The organism is Xenorhabdus szentirmaii DSM 16338 (assembly GCF_002632585.1).
In the GTDB taxonomy this organism is placed as follows: Bacteria; Pseudomonadota; Gammaproteobacteria; order Enterobacterales; family Enterobacteriaceae; genus Xenorhabdus; species Xenorhabdus szentirmaii.
Genome location: NZ_NIBV01000001.1, coordinates 1693867 through 1710403 on the forward strand (window position 1 = coordinate 1693867; position 16537 = coordinate 1710403).

Here is a 16537-nt window from a genome sequence, read left to right on the forward strand (position 1 = left end):
TTCCATCAGGAATTCCCCTTTACGTGTTGGAGAAGGTGACTGAATATGGAAAGAGATCTTGCCCAGTTAATTGCACAAACCATTTTGCAGGGATTTGATGCGCAATATGGTCGATTCCTCGAAGTCACTTCTGGTGCTCAGCAACGCTTTGAACAAGCGGACTGGCATGCAGTACAGCAAGCGATGAAAAAAAGGATTAACCTGTATGATCACCATGTAGGTTTGGTGGTGGAACAATTGGATCGTATTCACGGCTCATTGCAACATGATGAGGATGACATTGCTGAAGTCAAAGCCGTGTATACACGTTTGCTGCCGGACTATCCCCGTTTTGAAATAGCAGAGAGTTTTTTCAATTCAGTTTATTGCCGCTTATTTCATCATCGTAATTTAAAGCCAGAAAACCTGTTTATCTTTACCTCTCAGCCATCTTGCCGTTTTCGCCAGATTTCTCGTCCATTATCGCGGGATTTTTTCCCTGATGGGAATCTCGCATCAATGCTACGAACAATTTTAACTGATTTACCGCTACGCCTTAAATGGGAGGATCTGGATCGGGATATTGGCTACATCACACGATATTTACAAAATACATTTTCCCTTAACGATTTATTACAGGCTACGTTCCAAATTGCCAATGAGTTGTTTTACCGTAATAAAGCGGCGTGGTTGGTGGGGAAAATCAGAATGGGCACTGAAATTTACCCCTTTTTATTGCCTATTCACCATGACGAATCAGGGGGAATTTTTATTGACTCTTGTTTAACTCATCGTGATGACGCCAGTATCGTTTTCGGCTTTGCCCGCTCCTATTTTATGGTTTATGCCCCCTTACCGGCTGCTCTGGTGGAATGGCTGCGCGAGATCTTGCCGACGAAATCGACATCCGAATTGTACATGGCGATTGGTTGCCAGAAACACGGCAAGACTGAATATTACCGAGAATATTTGATGTTCATTAATTCCACTGAAGAACGGTTTACAATCGCGCCGGGCGTAAAAGGAATGGTGATGTTGGTTTTTGCTTCTCCTTCATTTGATCGCGTATTTAAAGTCATTAAAGATAAATTTGCACCTCAGAAAGAAGTATCCCAGGAACGGGTGCAGGAATGCTATCGTTTGGTCAAAGAACATGATCGTGTGGGAAGAATGGCAGATACGCAAGAGTTCGAAAATTTTGTCATTGATAAGCACCATATCAGCGCCGAATTAATGGAGGAATTGCAAAAAGAGATACCGGCAAAACTTGAAGATCTGGGAGATAAGATCTTGATAAAACATCTTTATATGGAACGTAAAATGATACCTCTGAATATTTACATGGAAAATGTGAATGAGGTGCAACTGAAAGATGTCATAGAAGAATACGGAAATGCCATCAAACAATTGGCAGCTGCAAATATCTTTCCTGGCGATATGCTGTTTAAAAATTTTGGCGTTACACGTCATGGTCGGGTGATTTTCTACGATTATGATGAAATTTGCTATATGACCGAAGTGAACTTTAGGGATATACCTCCTCCGCGTTACCCGGAAGATGAGTTGGCTAGTGAGCCTTGGTACAGTATTGCCGTAAATGATGTTTTCCCGGAAGAGTTCCGGCATTTTCTGTGCACGGATAAACGGATACGAAGCTACTTTGAAGAAAGCCACGAAGGTCTGTTCAAGGCTGATTACTGGCGAGCACTGCAAGAACGGATTAAAAATGGTCATGTGGAAGATGTCTTTGCTTATCGTCGTAGACAGAGATTCAATCAACGTAATGAATAAAACAGAAAATTAAAATGATGGTCATTTGTCACTAATAAAAATAATTCATTATTGAAGAATAAAAAGTTAAGTATTGTACTGAAGCGTTTAAAGTGGCGATCTATTCTTTTATTGATTTTTAATGATATGATCTGATTGGCGATGATAAAACTCATTCCAATAAAATAATTCTGTAGCCTAATAATCAAATGAGTATCATTAATAGGATGTTGATATCCATTTTAAATAATATTTAGGGAGAAAATAATGGCGGAAGTCATTTTATACGGTGATATATTACATATTAAAAATAGATATGAGAGTGGCAGTTATCTTGATATTTATGGACATGCAACATCATTGGGAGAAAAATATAATGTTGTTACTTCTGCTTCGCCAAATCGGGATACAGGTACAGGATCATGGCAAATCTTATCCGCTGAAGGTAAAAAATCAGGTGAAGAAGTGTATAGTGGTGATAGAATATTTCTCTTTAACCTATATCAAAACAACGGTGGATATTTAAGAGTCAGTGGGAATGCCCCATCACCAGAGCTCTACAATGTTTATACCGCAGATAGGTCCTTACATACTTTTGATACTTCAATATGGCATATCTTTTCAGAGACAACCCAGGAATTTGACGGGAAAATTCGTGAAGAAAATACCATCCGGTTACTGAATAATTTTAACAATACTCATGGTGGGTTTCTTGATACCTGTTGGATATCGGAACATTCGGATGCTTTATATAAGGTTTATACATCTCTATTATCAAACAGAAACAATGGCAGTGGAACATGGGCATTATCAAAAACGCCCAAGTAAAGATAATGAATCATACCCAAGGGTTTTTACTCTTCAATTAATTGTGACCGGACTCTCAATTATAAGCCTGTTTTTTCAAATGGAATTCGTTATTTATTTTTTCAATGCGGAAATAATGAAATAGTTAAATTCCGCATTGAAATAATTAAATAAAAACTATGCTTTTGTTCCTGAAATTGCGGTGCGTGCCAGTTTTGTAATCTGGGCATAATCCTTGGTTTTCAATGCATCACTCGGTACCAACCATGAGCCACCAATGCATAACACACTATTTAAGGCGAGATAATCACGATAGTTTTCTGGAGAAATGCCGCCAGTTGGGCAGAAGCGTACTTGAGGAAACGGGCCAGCAATGGCTTTTAATGTTTTAACCCCTCCACTTGCTTCTGCCGGAAAGAATTTAAAGCATTTTAAACCGTAGTTCATTCCCTGCATCAGTTCAGACACAGTGGAGATCCCCGGAATCAGAGGGACAGAACCCGCAGTTGCGGCCTTTAACAGCTCATCAGTTAACCCCGGGCTAATGGCAAATTGGGCCCCTGCTTCGGTAACCGCAGCCAATTGTTCAGGATTAATGACCGTCCCTGCGCCGATAATGGCTTCGGGAACTTCTTTTGCAATGAGGCGGATAGCTTCTAATGCACATTCAGTTCTTAATGTAACTTCCAAAACTCGAATTCCACCCTCGACCAGCGCTTTTGCCAAAGGAATGGCATGTTCAATTTCATCAATAACAATGACAGGGACGATTGGACCATCAGTCAGAATATTTTCTGCGGTTATTTTCCAATTACTCATTAGCCGTTTCTCTCGTTAAAGCAGAACACAAGGGATTTATCCCTTTGTTGATTAAAATGGAATACAACAATGCGCCTTGTTTTGCACCAGAAAACAGGGTTCTCAGCGTACCAAACAGTTTACGCCCACTCATGCAATAATCAGCTGATGCCATCAGCTTTCATCAATTACATCATTATCTGTGATCTCTGTCGGTTTTCAATGCTGCAATGTAACAGATTGAAAACAAAATCGCTTTTGGGAGATATTTTGACAAAAATTACTTAACTCCACCGTATTCTCGACTGATCGCTTTTGCTGCACGCATAACAAGAGCGCCAAGTTCAGTAACGCGCTCATCAGGGATACGTGATATTGGGCCAGAGATAGAAATCGCAGCAAAGGCTTCATGATGCTCATCGTAAATACAGGCGGCAATACAGCGTAGCCCTAGCGCATGCTCTTCATCATCGAATGAAAAACCTTGTTTGCGTATTAGCTCCAGATTTTCTGTCAGAGCAGCGGCGGTGGTAAGGGTATATTGCGTGTAAGCATGCATCCCTTTTTTATGCAGCAACTGGAGGCGTTTTTGCTCAGAGAGCGTAGAAAGCAGTGCCTTCCCTGCACCGGAAGCGTGCATCGGCAGATTACCACCGATGGGTGCAGACATTCTCATCAGCGCATTGCATTGAACTTGATCAACAATCACCGCTTCGTATTCATCAAGATTAAAAATGGCAAGGTTGACCGTTTCGCCGGAATCCTCCATTAACTGACGTAATATCGGATGAACCAACACCATCAAATTACGGCTTTGCAGAAAACTACTGCCAACCACAAACGCATGAGATGCGATCACCCACAATCCTAAATCACCTATTTGGCGGACAAAGCCATGTTGCTGCAATGTGGTCAAAAGACGATGTGTAGTGGAGTTAGGCAACCCGGCTTGAATGGCTAAATCCGTCAAGGCAACGCCAACAGGTGAATCAGAAATATATTCCAAGAGTGTTAATCCTCTGCTCAGGGACTGAACCTGACCGCTTGCAGCGGCACTGTTTGTCGTCACTTTTGTCTTTTTTGTGCGTTTGCTGGCAACGGTTGTGCCCATAAAAATACCCTCTGACTCATCGTCTGTTTATCGTCTGTTTGCAGCAAGAAATACATGCTGAGATGAAAAATGGAAATTATTTTCGTTTTCCTATTATGGACGATAACGGGGGTAAAAACACATCCGATGTGTGTGAACTGGAAAGTGGGATCTCTCTCCCGTTAATTTATTTTATGAGCGTTAAGTTAATTTTCCTGTGCCGTTTCTGTTATTGGCAGACATTTTCATAAGGTCTGGTATGCCACTGTATTGGCACTATTGCCTTGGAGCGATTGCATTGGAACGGTTGTATTGGAACTATTGTATTGAGGCTATTGCATTGAGGATATGGCATTGGGGTTATTGTGTCGGGCCTATTTGCCAGAGAATTAACCCTACCACTAACGATAGGATTAACGGTATAAACTGAATATTAAGATCCGAATAAACTCAGATGTAACGTCTGAATGACCTGTTCTGCGTCTTTGCCGGGAACAAGCAAGCAGACATTATGGCTGCTTGCGCCATAGCTGATCATCCGAATATTAAAGGACTCCAGAGCACCAAAAATCTCTTTTCCCAGCCCCTTGGCGTGTGACAATTCATTGCCGATAATCGCCACCAGTGCCATATCCTCTTCGACTTCCACGCGGCAGAGCGTAGAAAGTTCAGTCAATAGAGCATTGGTCAGCAGGCTGCCATTCGTGCTGGTGGAGCCAGTTGTATCCAGGGTCAGGGCGATGCTGACTTCTGATGTGGTAATCAAATCCACCGAAATATTGTGTCGTGAGAGCAGGGTAAAGACTTCTGCCAGAAAACCCCGTGCATGCAGCATTTTCAGGCTGTGTAGCGTCAATAAAGTTTGTTTGCGGCGCAAAGCCAGTGCTCGGTACAGTGGTGGATTTTCCGTTTTATCACAGACGATTGTGCCGCCTGCCTGTGGATCTTTGCTGGAGCCGACAAAGACGGGAATGCCGCAACGTACCGCAGGCAATAGCGTGGCGGGATGGAGAATTTTGGCACCAAATGTTGCCATCTCTGCCGCTTCATCAAACGCAATGGTATTGATGCGTTTAGCGGTTGGGGTAATGCGGGGATCGGTTGTATAAATACCCGGAACATCTGTCCAGATATCGACGCGCCGTAATCCAAGTGCTTCACCCAGTAAGGCCGCGGTATAATCACTGCCGCCTCGCCCCAGCGTTGTTGTGCGGCCTTTTTCCTCTCTACCGATAAACCCCTGAGTGACGACAATAGTATTATTCAGGCGAGGATGCAGGTATTCCATTGCCAAAGAATGAAGTTGGAGCGTATCAGGCTCTGCACGACCAAAGTGAGCGCTGGTTCGCATGACCCGGCGAATATCAAACCACTCTGCATTTGTATTGCGTTGCCGTAGTAATTCTACAAACAACAAGGTAGACATTATTTCACCGTGGCTAACCAATTCATCTGTCATCGCTTCAGATGTTGCAAGTGCCGCGGCTTCTGATAATGCATCAATATTTTCCAGCAACCGATTAATTTCTTCGTAAATGACGTCAGGCTCCTTCAATTGCTCAATAATGGCATATTGAATATCCCGGATCTGTTTCAGGTAATTCTCCCGCTTATCGCTGTCGCAGCCAGCCGCCAACGCAACCAGCAAATTAGTCACCCCAGCCGAAGCTGACAGGATGACCACACGAACACTTTCGTTTGCCAAGATAATATCGGCGCAATGATTCATGGCATCAAAATCTGCCACGCTAGTGCCACCAAATTTTGCTACAACATACTGCGAGTTAGGAGATGAAACAGCACACATGGATGATAACCTTTAGTTTGAAAAGTAGACTTTTAGAAATATCGGGTTAAGCGGGCTGAGTCAATGTTTGCGATTTATGCATAAATAATTTTCATAATGAAAATGAAATTATCGTTTTTATCTATCCATTGTTTTTATCTATCTCAGCAATTAGGGCTGGAAATCATCGGCTATTTTGACCAATATCAGTAATCACAAGGAAAGAGAGACTAATCACAGTATTAACCCGTTACAATTTGTGCATTCCTATTGTTTATCGACAGTTGATAGAGAGTATCATCCATGAAAAACATCAATCCTAGCCAGACAGAAGCCTGGAAAGCATTGCAGCAGCATTATGAGCAGATAAAAAATATTCATTTGCGAGAGCTGTTTGAGCAAGATAAAACACGTTTTGCGGCATTTTCGGCAACATTTGATCAACAGATTTTGGTGGATTTTTCCAAAAACCGTATTACCACTGAAACCATGTCAAAACTACAGGCGCTGGCGCAAGAAACTGATTTGAGCAGTGCGATCCGCAGTATGTTTTCGGGTGAGAAAATCAATCGCACAGAAGATCGTGCTGTATTACACATCGCCTTGCGTAACCGCAGCAACACGCCGGTCCTTGTGGACGGAAAGGATGTGATGCCGCAAATCAATGCGGTATTGGCAAAAATGAAATCGTTCAGTGAACGAATTATTAGCGGCGAATGGAAAGGTTATACCGGCAAAGCGATTACTGATGTGGTCAATATTGGTATTGGTGGTTCGGATCTTGGCCCGTATATGGTGACTGAAGCACTGAAAGCGTATAAAAATCATCTGAACATGCACTTTGTGTCCAATGTTGATGGCACTCATATTGCCGAAACGCTAAAAGATCTCAATCGGGAAACAACCTTGTTCCTGATCGCATCCAAAACGTTTACCACTCAGGAAACCATGACCAATGCGCATTCTGCGCGTAACTGGTTCCTGCAAAGTGCCATTGATGAATCACATGTGGCGAAACATTTTGCGGCACTTTCAACAAACGAGCAGCAAGTCAGTGAATTTGGTATCGATCCTCAGAATATGTTTGAATTCTGGGATTGGGTCGGGGGACGTTATTCTCTCTGGTCTGCGATTGGCTTATCTATTGCCTTGTCAATTGGCTATGACAATTTTGAGCAGTTATTGAGCGGCGCTCATGCAATGGATAACCATTTCAAACAAACCGCCTTTGAACAGAATATTCCCGTTTTATTGGCATTGATTGGCATTTGGTATAACAATTTCTTTGGCGCAGAAACTGAAGCGATTCTGCCATATGATCAATATCTGCATCGTTTTGCTGCTTACTTCCAGCAAGGCAACATGGAATCAAATGGTAAGTATGTTGACCGTGATGGTAACCCTGTAAATTACCAGACAGGGCCTGTTATTTGGGGCGAGCCTGGCACGAATGGTCAACATGCATTTTACCAGCTTATCCATCAGGGAACTAAATTGATCCCTTGTGATTTTATTGCACCGGCTATTAGCCATAATCCGGTTAGTGATCATCACAGTAAATTGTTATCCAATTTCTTCGCACAAACGGAAGCCCTGGCATTCGGTAAGACACAGGCTGAAGTAGAAGCTGAATTTGCAGCAATCGGCAAGGATCTCCAAGACGTAGCCAATGTGGTGCCATTCAAAGTATTTGAAGGAAATCGCCCGACTAACTCCATTTTATTGCGTAAAATTACGCCATTTAGCTTAGGGGCTCTCATTGCGTTGTATGAGCATAAGATCTTCGCTCAAGGGGCAATTCTGAATATTTTCTCCTTTGACCAATGGGGTGTTGAATTAGGTAAACAATTGGCAAACCGTATTCAGCCAGAATTGCAGGGGACAGAGGCTGTGAGCAGCCATGACAGTTCTACAAATGGCCTGATTAACCAATTCAAAGAATGGCGTTAATTTGAGCCTTTCTTTTATTTAATCCTGGCTCACCCTAACTGATTTTATTATTGGGGTGAGTTTTTTTATGATTTATATAATTTGTTATTAACTTTTTATTTTATAGACCAGCAACATGATATCCTCATACCCCATAAATTGTGCTGTCGGGGAAATAGATGTTCCCCGCAATGGGAAAATGATATGGCAGATGACGCAATCCTAACTTCGATACCCATCCAATGGCTTTCAACAGACGAACCGAAGCTTCCTGATCATATTTTAGATTGGTTGATGGAAGTTGGTTCAATGACCTGTCGCTTTGAGCAATACTGTCAAACAGTTTCGGTTGCTCCTTTCAGGGAGTGCTTCATTACAGCAGAAGAACTCGGTGATGAAAGTGAGCACTTACCTTTAAATCAAAAATATTGGCTGCGTGAAACTATCTTGTATGGCGATAACATTCCCTGGCTTTTGGGGCGTACTGTTGTTCCGGAAGAAACTTTAACCGGCCCGGATAGAAAATTAGTTAATGTCGGGACTGTTCCGCTTGGGCGCTATCTTTTTAGTAGCAATAATTTGACACGAGATTATATTCAAATAGGCCAACAAGGGGAGCGTTGGGGACGCCGCTCTTTATTAAGGTTGTCAGGTAAGCCCTTGTTGCTTACAGAGGTTTTTTTACCTGAATCACCCGCATACAAGATGAATAAAACAAAAGGGGAGAAATAGATTGGAGGTCAGCATGACGCAGAATAAATGGCGTGCTTATTGTCGCTTAATGCGTATTAATAAACCCATTGGCGCATTATTGCTGTTATGGCCGACGTATTGGGCTCTGTGGATCGCAGCGAAAGGTATGCCGAGTTTGCACGTTTTATTGGTATTTACTGTCGGCGTGTTTTCCATGCGCGCGGCAGGATGTTGCATTAATGATTTCGCAGACAGAAAATTTGATGGGTATGTAGAAAGAACAAAGTCTCGCCCTCTTCCTAGTGGCGACATTACCGAAAAAGAAAGCAAAATTTTGTTCGCTGCACTGGTTCTCATTTCTTTTGCGTTGGTTCTGACGTTAAATAAAATGACCATTGCATTGTCAGTTGTTGGTTTGGCATTGGCGTGGATTTACCCTTTTGTTAAACGTGTCAGTCACCTGCCGCAAGTTGTATTGGGTGCTGCCTATGGTTGGGCAATTCCAATGGCATTCGCCGCAGTAAGTGAGTCCTTACCTTTAGAATGCTGGCTGCTATTTTTGGCCAACATTATCTGGTCAGTCATTTATGACACACAATATGCCATGGTTGATCGTGACGATGATCTGAAAATCGGAGTGAAATCGACGGCAGTGCTTTTTGGGCGTTTTGACAAGCTGATCATTGGCATTTTACAGCTCATCATGTTGGGTATTTTGGTTGCGATCGGTTGCATGATGAATTTGGGAGGAATGTATTACTGGGCAATATTGCTGGTGATTGCATTATTTGCCAATCAGCAGAAGCTGATTGCAAAACGGGAAAGAACAGGTTGTTTTCAGGCGTTTATGAATAATAATTATGTTGGGCTGGTTTTATTCGCCGGTATTTTTTGCTGTTATCTCTAAACATAACGGGCGATATTCTCGCCCGTTAATCTTTTTCCTCAGTATGACACCGTTATTCTTGTACCTTTGTCTGTTCAGTATCATTCTGCTCTGGTGGCAGACTGACACTTTCAATGGTCAAACGAATTTCCGGTGACATTAAATCACTCAACACACGGTAAAGTTCCTGGGCATTGACGGTAATCATGTTGCTGCTGTCGTGAATGTAACCTTCTTCGCGCAGCGTATTGACTGAGCTGGCAAAAACCGCTTTATCAAAGAATTCAGGCGCATTGATACCGTGCAGTACTGACAAACGCTGTGCCAGCATCCGGCTTTCTTTTTCCAGTACACCACGGCTTATTTCTGGAGTGGCATTCAATAAAGAGAGCGTAATGGCATAGCGTTGCAGTGTTTCTCTGATGCCTGCCGCCAGCAATTGCAGCGGGCGAATGCGTGCAGGGTTCAGCACCAACATTTCTTGCTCTTTGTTGCAGATAAGGCATTGGCGCGTCAGCTCGTCTATCAGCGTATTCACGACGTCAGAGAGCGTTTCCTTGCTGTAGCGCATGAAAAGCTCCTGCTTGATCAGCGGATAAACCAGCGCGACTTGTCTGAGTAATTCACTGCGGCTAATGCGGCGGTGATGCATGACAATGCTGGCAATCAGAGATGGCAGGATCAGCAGGTGTTGGATATTGTTGCGATAATAGGTCATCAATACCGCGCTTTCACGTGGCAATATGATGATATCCCCCAGACTATCCTTTTCAACCTCAAATTTATCCATCAATAAGGTATGATCCAGCAACTCTTCCGCTGTTTTATTGGGTACAGTGATGTCATTTGCGTAAGGTACATTACGCAATAATTGCAGATAGCAATCCAGTTGCTCAATCAACTGTTCACGCGTCAGTGCCCGCTGACGTGATGAAAGCAGTGCGGTGGTGCATAAATTGGTGGCATTGGCTGCGGCAGCATTATTGATATTGACCATGATATTATCGGCCAGTTTACTGACTGTCGGATTTAACCAGCTAGGCCGCTGGGATTCTATCGGGTCAATGGAATCACGCCATTCAGGAACATGATTATTGAGATATTGTATCAACGGAATGGGTTCACCAAAGTTTACATAACCTTGTCCCAGATTACGCAGTTTGCGCAAACCACGGAGCATCTGGAAAAGCCCTTCTTTTTCTTTGGCTGCACCCCGTAATTCTTTTGCATAAGTCGCAACTTCCATCACGTGCTCATAGCCGATATAGATCGGTACAATCGTGATAGGGCGGGACTCCCCACGCAACATAGCCTGCAACGTCATGGAAAGTGTGCCGGTTTTGGGGTCCAGCAAACGACCGGTACGGGAACGGCCACCTTCAACGAAGTATTCAACAGAATAGCCACGGGCAAATAATTCACCAAGGTATTCACGGAAAACCGTTGAATAAAGCTTGTTGCCCTTGAACGTCCGGCGGATAAAGAAAGCACCGAGGCGACGGAATATTGGGCCGGCAGGCCAGAAATTCAAATTGATGCCTGCTGCAATATGCGGTGGAACTAAGCCCTGATGATAAAGAACATAAGAGAGCAGAAGGTAATCCATGTGGCTGCGATGGCATGGAACATAAACCAGTTCATGGCCATCCTGTGCCAATTTCCGGACACGCTCAGCATTATGGACATTAATGCCCTGATACAAACGATTCCACGTCCAGCTCAGAACACGGTCGGTTAAGCGCACAGTTTCAGAAGAGAAATCAGCCGCAATCTCTTCCAGCATACTGATGGCATTCTGTTTCGCTTTTTCTGGTGAGATCTTCTTCGCACGGGCTTCATCTGCAATCGCTTTTTCTATCGCTTTTGAAGCCAGTAATTTTTTGAACAGATCTTGCCGGGCTGGCAAACGGGGACCGACCGCCGCCAGACGTTGGCGGGAGTAGTGTATCCGGGCAACACGGGCGAGTTTATTCGCGATGATATCATCCGTTCCGTGTTCGTCAGCCATATGGCGCAGAGAAACCGGGGTAGAGAAACGCACAAAACTATCCCGGCCCAGCCACAGGATTGCAAAAAGTTTCTGCACACCATTTAACAGACGCAGTTGTGGAGTGCTGTTCCCTTCTTGTCCCTCTCGCCCCGGGGAGCGGCCAAACATCACAGAAACCGGTACCATCTGAATATCCAAATCAGGATTATTCCGGTGCAGATCCAAATATGAGTGGAAAATTTTCACCGATTCATGTTTTGGTGCATAACAACGGAAAACACGTGGGCCGTTATCAATAAAAACACAGCTGGGAAGCTGGGTGTCACCTAGCTCCAAAGCATCCAATGGATCAGGCAGATCTTGTGCCAGACATTGCTGACGCAGGGTCAATAAGTCTGTTTTTGAATGGTACGGTAGTACATACAGAATGGGCCGTGTCGTATCAAGACACAGCTCTGCAATAGGATCTGTAGGAATGAGTTTGCTTTTCACTAATAATTTTAGTGGCAAATTCAATATCTTATAATATATTTTACGCCAACCTGACATAACTGCTATAAGCCTCTTATTAGCAAAGGGTCGCAAGGATACCAGAAACAGATTTTGAGATCTGTTGAAATAAGACAATAATAAGAGCGAAAAGTTATATAACCATACAATAAATAAGTTCTTTAAAGAAATTAATTATGGCAAATCAATCAACAGGGTTAACCCGAATCATTAAAGCGGCGGGATATTCGGCAAAAGGCATTAAAGCCGCATGGCAAAATGAAGCCGCATTCCGACAGGAAGTCATCGCTTCCATCTTGGCAGTCACCGTTGCATTTTTATTAGATATCAGTCTATTGGAGCGGCTTCTGCTTATCGGCTCGGTTATCTTGGTCGTGATTGTGGAAATGATTAACAGTGCCATAGAAGCTGTCGTTGATCGCATTGGCAGTGAACACCATGAATTATCAGGCCGGGCAAAAGACATGGGGTCAGCAGCGGTATTCCTGACAATGCTGTTAGCATTATTTATTTGGGGAATGATCCTTTGGTCGCATTTCATGCGCTGATATGGTGTGTTTTCCATCAAAATACGTTATTTAGCTGCTTTTACGTGCTGACTGGTTCCCAATTCCCACTTAGCTGTATATACTCACAGATGGACTGTATAAACAAACAGGGGGCGAAATGAAAGCATTAACTGCCAGGCAGCAGCAAGTCTATGATTTGGTGCGTGACCATATTTCGCAAACGGGTATGCCACCGACACGCGCTGAAATAGCCGCTCGTCTTGGTTTTCGTTCACCTAACGCGGCAGAAGAGCATTTAAAGGCATTGGCGCGTAAAGGGGTGATAGAGATTATCTCTGGTGCATCCAGAGGCATCCGTTTGCTTCTTGAAGAGGAAGATAATTCGGGATTACCGTTAATTGGTCGTGTTGCAGCAGGTGAACCACTACTGGCTCAGGAACATATCGAAAGTCATTATAAGGTTGATCCTGAACTGTTTAAGCCAAATGCTGATTTTTTGTTGCGCGTCAGTGGAATGTCTATGAAAGACATCGGTATTATGGACGGAGATTTACTTGCTGTGCATAAAACACAAGATGTCCATAATGGGCAAATTATTGTTGCGCGCATTGAAGATGAAGTCACAGTAAAACGCTTAAAACAAACAGGTAACAAAATTGAGTTGATTGCTGAAAATCCAGAATTTGAACCGATTGTTGTGGATTTAAGTAAGCAAAGTTTTACCATTGAAGGGTTGGCTGTAGGTATTATTCGTAACGGGGACTGGTTCTGAGTGTAAAAACGGATAACGACTATTTTTTGCCATTCTGGGGCGATCATTTTTTCAGGAACCCGTTAATTCTGAATTAAACGGGGTCTTGAAAATGCACGAAAATATCTGCGCTGATCGCCTCACCGCCAATCAAGCTCCCTTGCCGTATTTCTTTTTATTCTCTTCAACAGCATGATTGTGCTGGCATGTATTGTGTTCCGTACAGGAATCAATTTCATAGCAGGAAGCACATAATCCATGGATTTCTATTACACTATTTCGCAAATGGAACCCTGTACCTTGTGCTAATTGCAAAATAGTAGATTCAATATCTTTAGCATCCTTTTCTGTTACAGAGCCACAATCTTCACAAATAAACATCGCTGAAGTATGGCTGGGCTCTTCAAAATGATGACAAAGAACATAGCTATTTGTGGATTCAATTTTGTGAATAAAGCCCTGTTCAAGCAGAAACTCTAATCCGCGATAAACCGTTGGCGGTTTAGCCTGAGGTTCGACTTCGCGCAGTAAATCCAGTAAGTCATAAGCGCTTATCGCGCGGGATTGCTTCATAATTAAACGAAGAATCTCAAGGCGTTGAGGTGTCAATCGAACCTCTCTTGACAGGCAGATAGCTTCCGCCTGCGCCAATAATTTTTTCTGATTGATAATTTTCATTACATCTCTCACACCTACCCGATGCTAATAGGTTTAATGTTAACACGTTTTTAAGCCTGAAAGTGGGATCTACATGATTCAACATCGTTTTCTGGTAGAGATGGTACAAAAGATAAAGATTATCTTGCTATCATGCCGGGTTTCATTTATTGATACAGGTGAATAAAAGAGAAAAATAAGAGTTAATCCGCGGATAAGAACAACAAAATGGGTTAAAAAACGAGGAAAATAAAATCAATAATATTGGATAATATCCCGAAATTTAAATTGGCTCATCATCGTAATCATATTGACAGTTAAAATAATGTTTTATCCATACATAACTCCCGGTATTATTTACAATTATAATCATGTTGTTATTAATATTAATGATGAACTATAGTGATTAACGGCGAAATCTATCTTGCTCTGATAGTTTCGTTTAGAAAGGAATAAAACATCAGTATTTAAAAAATTGAAATATTGCTTACTGGATTAATGGATTAAAAATGAAAGAGTTATTGCAAAATCATCCTAATGATAGGGAATTTCCCGTTAATAGTTTTCAAATAGTTAAAGGCGCTATTCTGGAAAGAAAAAAGATGGCTTTTCTTAGGCCCATTCAGGCAATCGGTTTAAGCTCCCTTTGGATTACAACAATTTTGTTGATTGCTGTGTCTACAGGAATGACGGGATTAACCATTGATTCCAATAATGTTCCGTCAGCGGGTTATATATTACTGGCTATGTTGATTGGTTTCAGTTTATTGGGCATATTCCTTTCGGTTTATACTTTTCTACGCATCAAAAATCTCCCCGGTACCGAACAAAAACGTTATTATACACAGGCCGGACTATCTGTTTTATCGGAAGAACAGCGTCAGGCCCTACGATTACATATTGTCCGATGTTATTACAACGGATACTGGGTTGAAACATTGGAACATTACCCGCTTAAAAGCCGCATTCCTCAGGATAATGATGACGAATATCGTTTCCTACCTTTATCAGACGCTGAGCCTCACCAATCTCAAATATATCAGGATTGGGGAATTATCAATAAAAAAGGTTACCTGAAGATGCTACATGCATTATGGGCCGGAATGCATTCAGAACGTTTTGCGGTTGATAGTGCTTTTAGCGATGGCGAAATGTTCAATGTACTTGGCAGCTTGATCGAGGAATCTCCGGAATATGTCAAGCAATGTACTGAATCAATCAATGGCCGGCCTTCTGTTTTACTTTGGGGCTTTGATCTTTGGCGTGCGATTGTATTAAGCCGAAATTGTTTTGCCGCAGGTTATATTAGTGAAGAAACGGCATGGAAGAATATTCTGAAAACAGCCGATTATGTATATGAAATTTTTGGTAGTTTTGATGAATTTTATACTAATTATCGATTAGGAAATGCATATTGGAGCAGTGACTTTGATATGGCAAAAAAACGCCTGAAAGAATTTCAATTTTATAAACAATATTGTGACTGGCCCATGGCTGAACTACCTTGGCCAAAAGCGAAAGGCATCTTTATAGAACAATATATGAAAGATGGGTTCGCAGATGTCGTCAATTCCATGCTACTTGACCAAATGGACAATTCATCTGGTGATGAAATTATGGATGAAATGATAGATGAAGAGAGCAGCCACATAGAGAATCGAGTCTTACACTAATAGATTATTTAGACAAGTACATACCTTAAAGGGAATCAACGATGGAAAACCAATTCGAGATATTTATGTCTGCGATAAAACGAGAAAATAGAAATACGCAGCTAAATCCTATGTCCGATGAAGAACTGGGATGCCTTCGTATGGAAAAATATCGCCATACGGAAAGATCAGAAACCGTGGCTTTGCCAAAAAGCCTTCTTGCCTTGTTGGCTTACGACCGTGATTTGACAAGTCCTTATGGTGACAAAGTTTTTTCGCATATATTGTCATCCATTGATGAGAAGAATCTCATCATCTCGGATTGCCCGGATGATAATGTTTATTTTATGGTTAGTGAATATAACCCTGATCTTGACATTGAAGATCTGATGCCAATCTGGAATGACTCTCCGGATTTACCTGCAATATTTTCAATAGTTCATCCGGGTGATCAAAGAATATGGATCTATACTTCCGAACTGGATGAATCAGGCGAGTACCCTATTGCCCGGCAAGAAATGGAAGATTTTTGGCTAAGTGAATCATCTTTAATGGAATATTTATCCAACATTTTTAGTATCACAAAAGAAGTTGATCCTAAGAATATCTTTCAGAAAAAACAAGCTAAATATGAAGAAAGAGATATCGAACTATTAAAAAAAGAAGTCATCCATGAAAGTTTTTATGAGAAAGTCTCTGACTATGATTGATGTTTTGTAATGACACATTA

The 16537-nt window shown here is 42.2% G+C and carries 15 protein-coding genes; 9 read left to right on the forward strand and 6 right to left on the reverse strand.

Annotated elements, in window-relative coordinates; all coding sequences use genetic code 11:
- Nucleotides 1-45 precede the first annotated feature (45 nt).
- Both aceK and Xsze_RS07765 read left to right on the forward strand, forming a co-directional pair.
- Nucleotides 46-1770, forward strand: coding sequence for a bifunctional isocitrate dehydrogenase kinase/phosphatase (gene aceK / locus Xsze_RS07760; protein WP_038235633.1), 1725 nt, complete (start codon nucleotides 46-48; stop codon nucleotides 1768-1770).
- 246 nt (nucleotides 1771-2016) lie between these two features.
- Nucleotides 2017-2577 (forward strand): hypothetical protein, encoded by a 561-nt coding sequence (locus tag Xsze_RS07765; protein WP_038235631.1) that lies wholly within the window; start codon nucleotides 2017-2019, stop codon nucleotides 2575-2577.
- 156 nt (nucleotides 2578-2733) lie between these two features.
- Here Xsze_RS07765 and Xsze_RS07770 read toward each other — a convergent pair whose 3' ends face one another.
- From Xsze_RS07770 to lysC, 4 genes are all read right to left on the reverse strand, one after another.
- On the reverse strand, nucleotides 2734-3375 hold the full coding sequence (locus tag Xsze_RS07770) for a bifunctional 4-hydroxy-2-oxoglutarate aldolase/2-dehydro-3-deoxy-phosphogluconate aldolase (RefSeq protein WP_038235629.1): 642 nt from the start codon (nucleotides 3373-3375) through the stop codon (nucleotides 2734-2736).
- Complete coding sequence (locus Xsze_RS22105; protein ID WP_169924454.1) at nucleotides 3368-3529, reverse strand: hypothetical protein; 162 nt, start codon at nucleotides 3527-3529, stop codon at nucleotides 3368-3370. Before Xsze_RS22105 ends, Xsze_RS07770 begins: the two co-directional genes overlap by 8 nt.
- A 105-nt stretch (nucleotides 3530-3634) precedes the next feature.
- Nucleotides 3635-4465: a glyoxylate bypass operon transcriptional repressor IclR gene (iclR, locus tag Xsze_RS07780; RefSeq protein ID WP_038235628.1), complete on the reverse strand. Its 831-nt coding sequence runs from the start codon at nucleotides 4463-4465 to the stop codon at nucleotides 3635-3637.
- Nucleotides 4466-4877: 412 nt separating this feature from the next.
- On the reverse strand, nucleotides 4878-6251 hold the full coding sequence (gene lysC / locus Xsze_RS07785) for a lysine-sensitive aspartokinase 3 (protein ID WP_038235626.1): 1374 nt from the start codon (nucleotides 6249-6251) through the stop codon (nucleotides 4878-4880).
- Nucleotides 6252-6533: 282 nt separating this feature from the next.
- On the opposite strand from lysC, the gene pgi reads away from it, so the two are divergent.
- From pgi to ubiA, 3 genes are all read left to right on the forward strand, one after another.
- A complete protein-coding gene (gene pgi / locus Xsze_RS07790) occupies nucleotides 6534-8180 on the forward strand; it encodes a glucose-6-phosphate isomerase (protein ID WP_038235623.1) in 1647 nt (548 codons plus the stop codon).
- A gap of 183 nt (nucleotides 8181-8363) precedes the next feature.
- Nucleotides 8364-8891, forward strand: a complete 528-nt coding sequence (ubiC, locus tag Xsze_RS07795; protein WP_038235621.1) for a chorismate lyase — start codon at nucleotides 8364-8366, stop codon at nucleotides 8889-8891.
- A 13-nt stretch (nucleotides 8892-8904) separates the two neighbouring features.
- The gene (gene ubiA / locus Xsze_RS07800; RefSeq protein WP_038235674.1) at nucleotides 8905-9759 is read left to right on the forward strand and encodes a 4-hydroxybenzoate octaprenyltransferase; all 855 of its coding nucleotides are present in this window, start codon (nucleotides 8905-8907) and stop codon (nucleotides 9757-9759) included.
- Between the two features lie 52 nt (nucleotides 9760-9811).
- Here the strand turns inward: ubiA and plsB are convergent, their stop codons facing one another.
- The gene (gene plsB / locus Xsze_RS07805) at nucleotides 9812-12277 is read right to left on the reverse strand and encodes a glycerol-3-phosphate 1-O-acyltransferase PlsB (RefSeq protein WP_038235619.1); all 2466 of its coding nucleotides are present in this window, start codon (nucleotides 12275-12277) and stop codon (nucleotides 9812-9814) included.
- A gap of 137 nt (nucleotides 12278-12414) precedes the next feature.
- Here plsB and Xsze_RS07810 point away from each other — a divergent pair, with 137 nt between their 5' ends.
- A complete protein-coding gene (locus Xsze_RS07810; RefSeq protein ID WP_038235617.1) occupies nucleotides 12415-12786 on the forward strand; it encodes a diacylglycerol kinase in 372 nt (123 codons plus the stop codon).
- Between the two features lie 118 nt (nucleotides 12787-12904).
- Complete coding sequence (gene lexA / locus Xsze_RS07815; RefSeq protein WP_038235614.1) at nucleotides 12905-13519, forward strand: transcriptional repressor LexA; 615 nt, start codon at nucleotides 12905-12907, stop codon at nucleotides 13517-13519.
- A gap of 129 nt (nucleotides 13520-13648) precedes the next feature.
- Here the strand turns inward: lexA and zur are convergent, their stop codons facing one another.
- Nucleotides 13649-14176, reverse strand: a complete 528-nt coding sequence (gene zur, locus Xsze_RS07820; protein WP_038235613.1) for a zinc uptake transcriptional repressor Zur — start codon at nucleotides 14174-14176, stop codon at nucleotides 13649-13651.
- Nucleotides 14177-14664: 488 nt separating this feature from the next.
- Between zur and Xsze_RS07825 the strand changes: the two genes are divergently transcribed.
- Together Xsze_RS07825 and Xsze_RS07830 are read left to right on the forward strand one after the other, a co-directional pair.
- Nucleotides 14665-15828 carry a DUF1266 domain-containing protein gene (locus Xsze_RS07825; RefSeq protein WP_038235611.1) on the forward strand — a complete coding sequence of 388 codons (1164 nt, stop codon included), beginning with the start codon at nucleotides 14665-14667 and terminating at the stop codon, nucleotides 15826-15828.
- A gap of 41 nt (nucleotides 15829-15869) precedes the next feature.
- Nucleotides 15870-16517 (forward strand): DUF5066 family protein, encoded by a 648-nt coding sequence (locus Xsze_RS07830; RefSeq protein ID WP_038235608.1) that lies wholly within the window; start codon nucleotides 15870-15872, stop codon nucleotides 16515-16517.
- Nucleotides 16518-16537: the final 20 nt, after the last annotated feature.

Excerpts from the sequence above, each read along its gene's own strand:
- ubiA (WP_038235674.1), top strand. The coding sequence starts at position 8,905 with ATGACGCAGAATAAATGGCGTGCTTATTGTCGCTTAATGCGTATTAAT.
- Xsze_RS07830 (WP_038235608.1), top strand. The coding sequence starts at position 15,870 with ATGGAAAACCAATTCGAGATATTTATGTCTGCGATAAAACGAGAAAAT.
- Xsze_RS07810 (WP_038235617.1), top strand. The coding sequence starts at position 12,415 with ATGGCAAATCAATCAACAGGGTTAACCCGAATCATTAAAGCGGCGGGA.
- iclR (WP_038235628.1), bottom strand. The coding sequence starts at position 4,465 with ATGGGCACAACCGTTGCCAGCAAACGCACAAAAAAGACAAAAGTGACG.
- Xsze_RS22105 (WP_169924454.1), bottom strand. The coding sequence starts at position 3,529 with ATGGCATCAGCTGATTATTGCATGAGTGGGCGTAAACTGTTTGGTACG.
- aceK (WP_038235633.1), top strand. The coding sequence starts at position 46 with ATGGAAAGAGATCTTGCCCAGTTAATTGCACAAACCATTTTGCAGGGA.
- zur (WP_038235613.1), bottom strand. The coding sequence starts at position 14,176 with ATGAAAATTATCAATCAGAAAAAATTATTGGCGCAGGCGGAAGCTATC.
- Xsze_RS07770 (WP_038235629.1), bottom strand. The coding sequence starts at position 3,375 with ATGAGTAATTGGAAAATAACCGCAGAAAATATTCTGACTGATGGTCCA.
- Xsze_RS07765 (WP_038235631.1), top strand. The coding sequence starts at position 2,017 with ATGGCGGAAGTCATTTTATACGGTGATATATTACATATTAAAAATAGA.
- ubiC (WP_038235621.1), top strand. The coding sequence starts at position 8,364 with ATGGCAGATGACGCAATCCTAACTTCGATACCCATCCAATGGCTTTCA.
- lysC (WP_038235626.1), bottom strand. The coding sequence starts at position 6,251 with ATGTGTGCTGTTTCATCTCCTAACTCGCAGTATGTTGTAGCAAAATTT.
- lexA (WP_038235614.1), top strand. The coding sequence starts at position 12,905 with ATGAAAGCATTAACTGCCAGGCAGCAGCAAGTCTATGATTTGGTGCGT.
- pgi (WP_038235623.1), top strand. The coding sequence starts at position 6,534 with ATGAAAAACATCAATCCTAGCCAGACAGAAGCCTGGAAAGCATTGCAG.
- plsB (WP_038235619.1), bottom strand. The coding sequence starts at position 12,277 with ATGTCAGGTTGGCGTAAAATATATTATAAGATATTGAATTTGCCACTA.
- Xsze_RS07825 (WP_038235611.1), top strand. The coding sequence starts at position 14,665 with ATGAAAGAGTTATTGCAAAATCATCCTAATGATAGGGAATTTCCCGTT.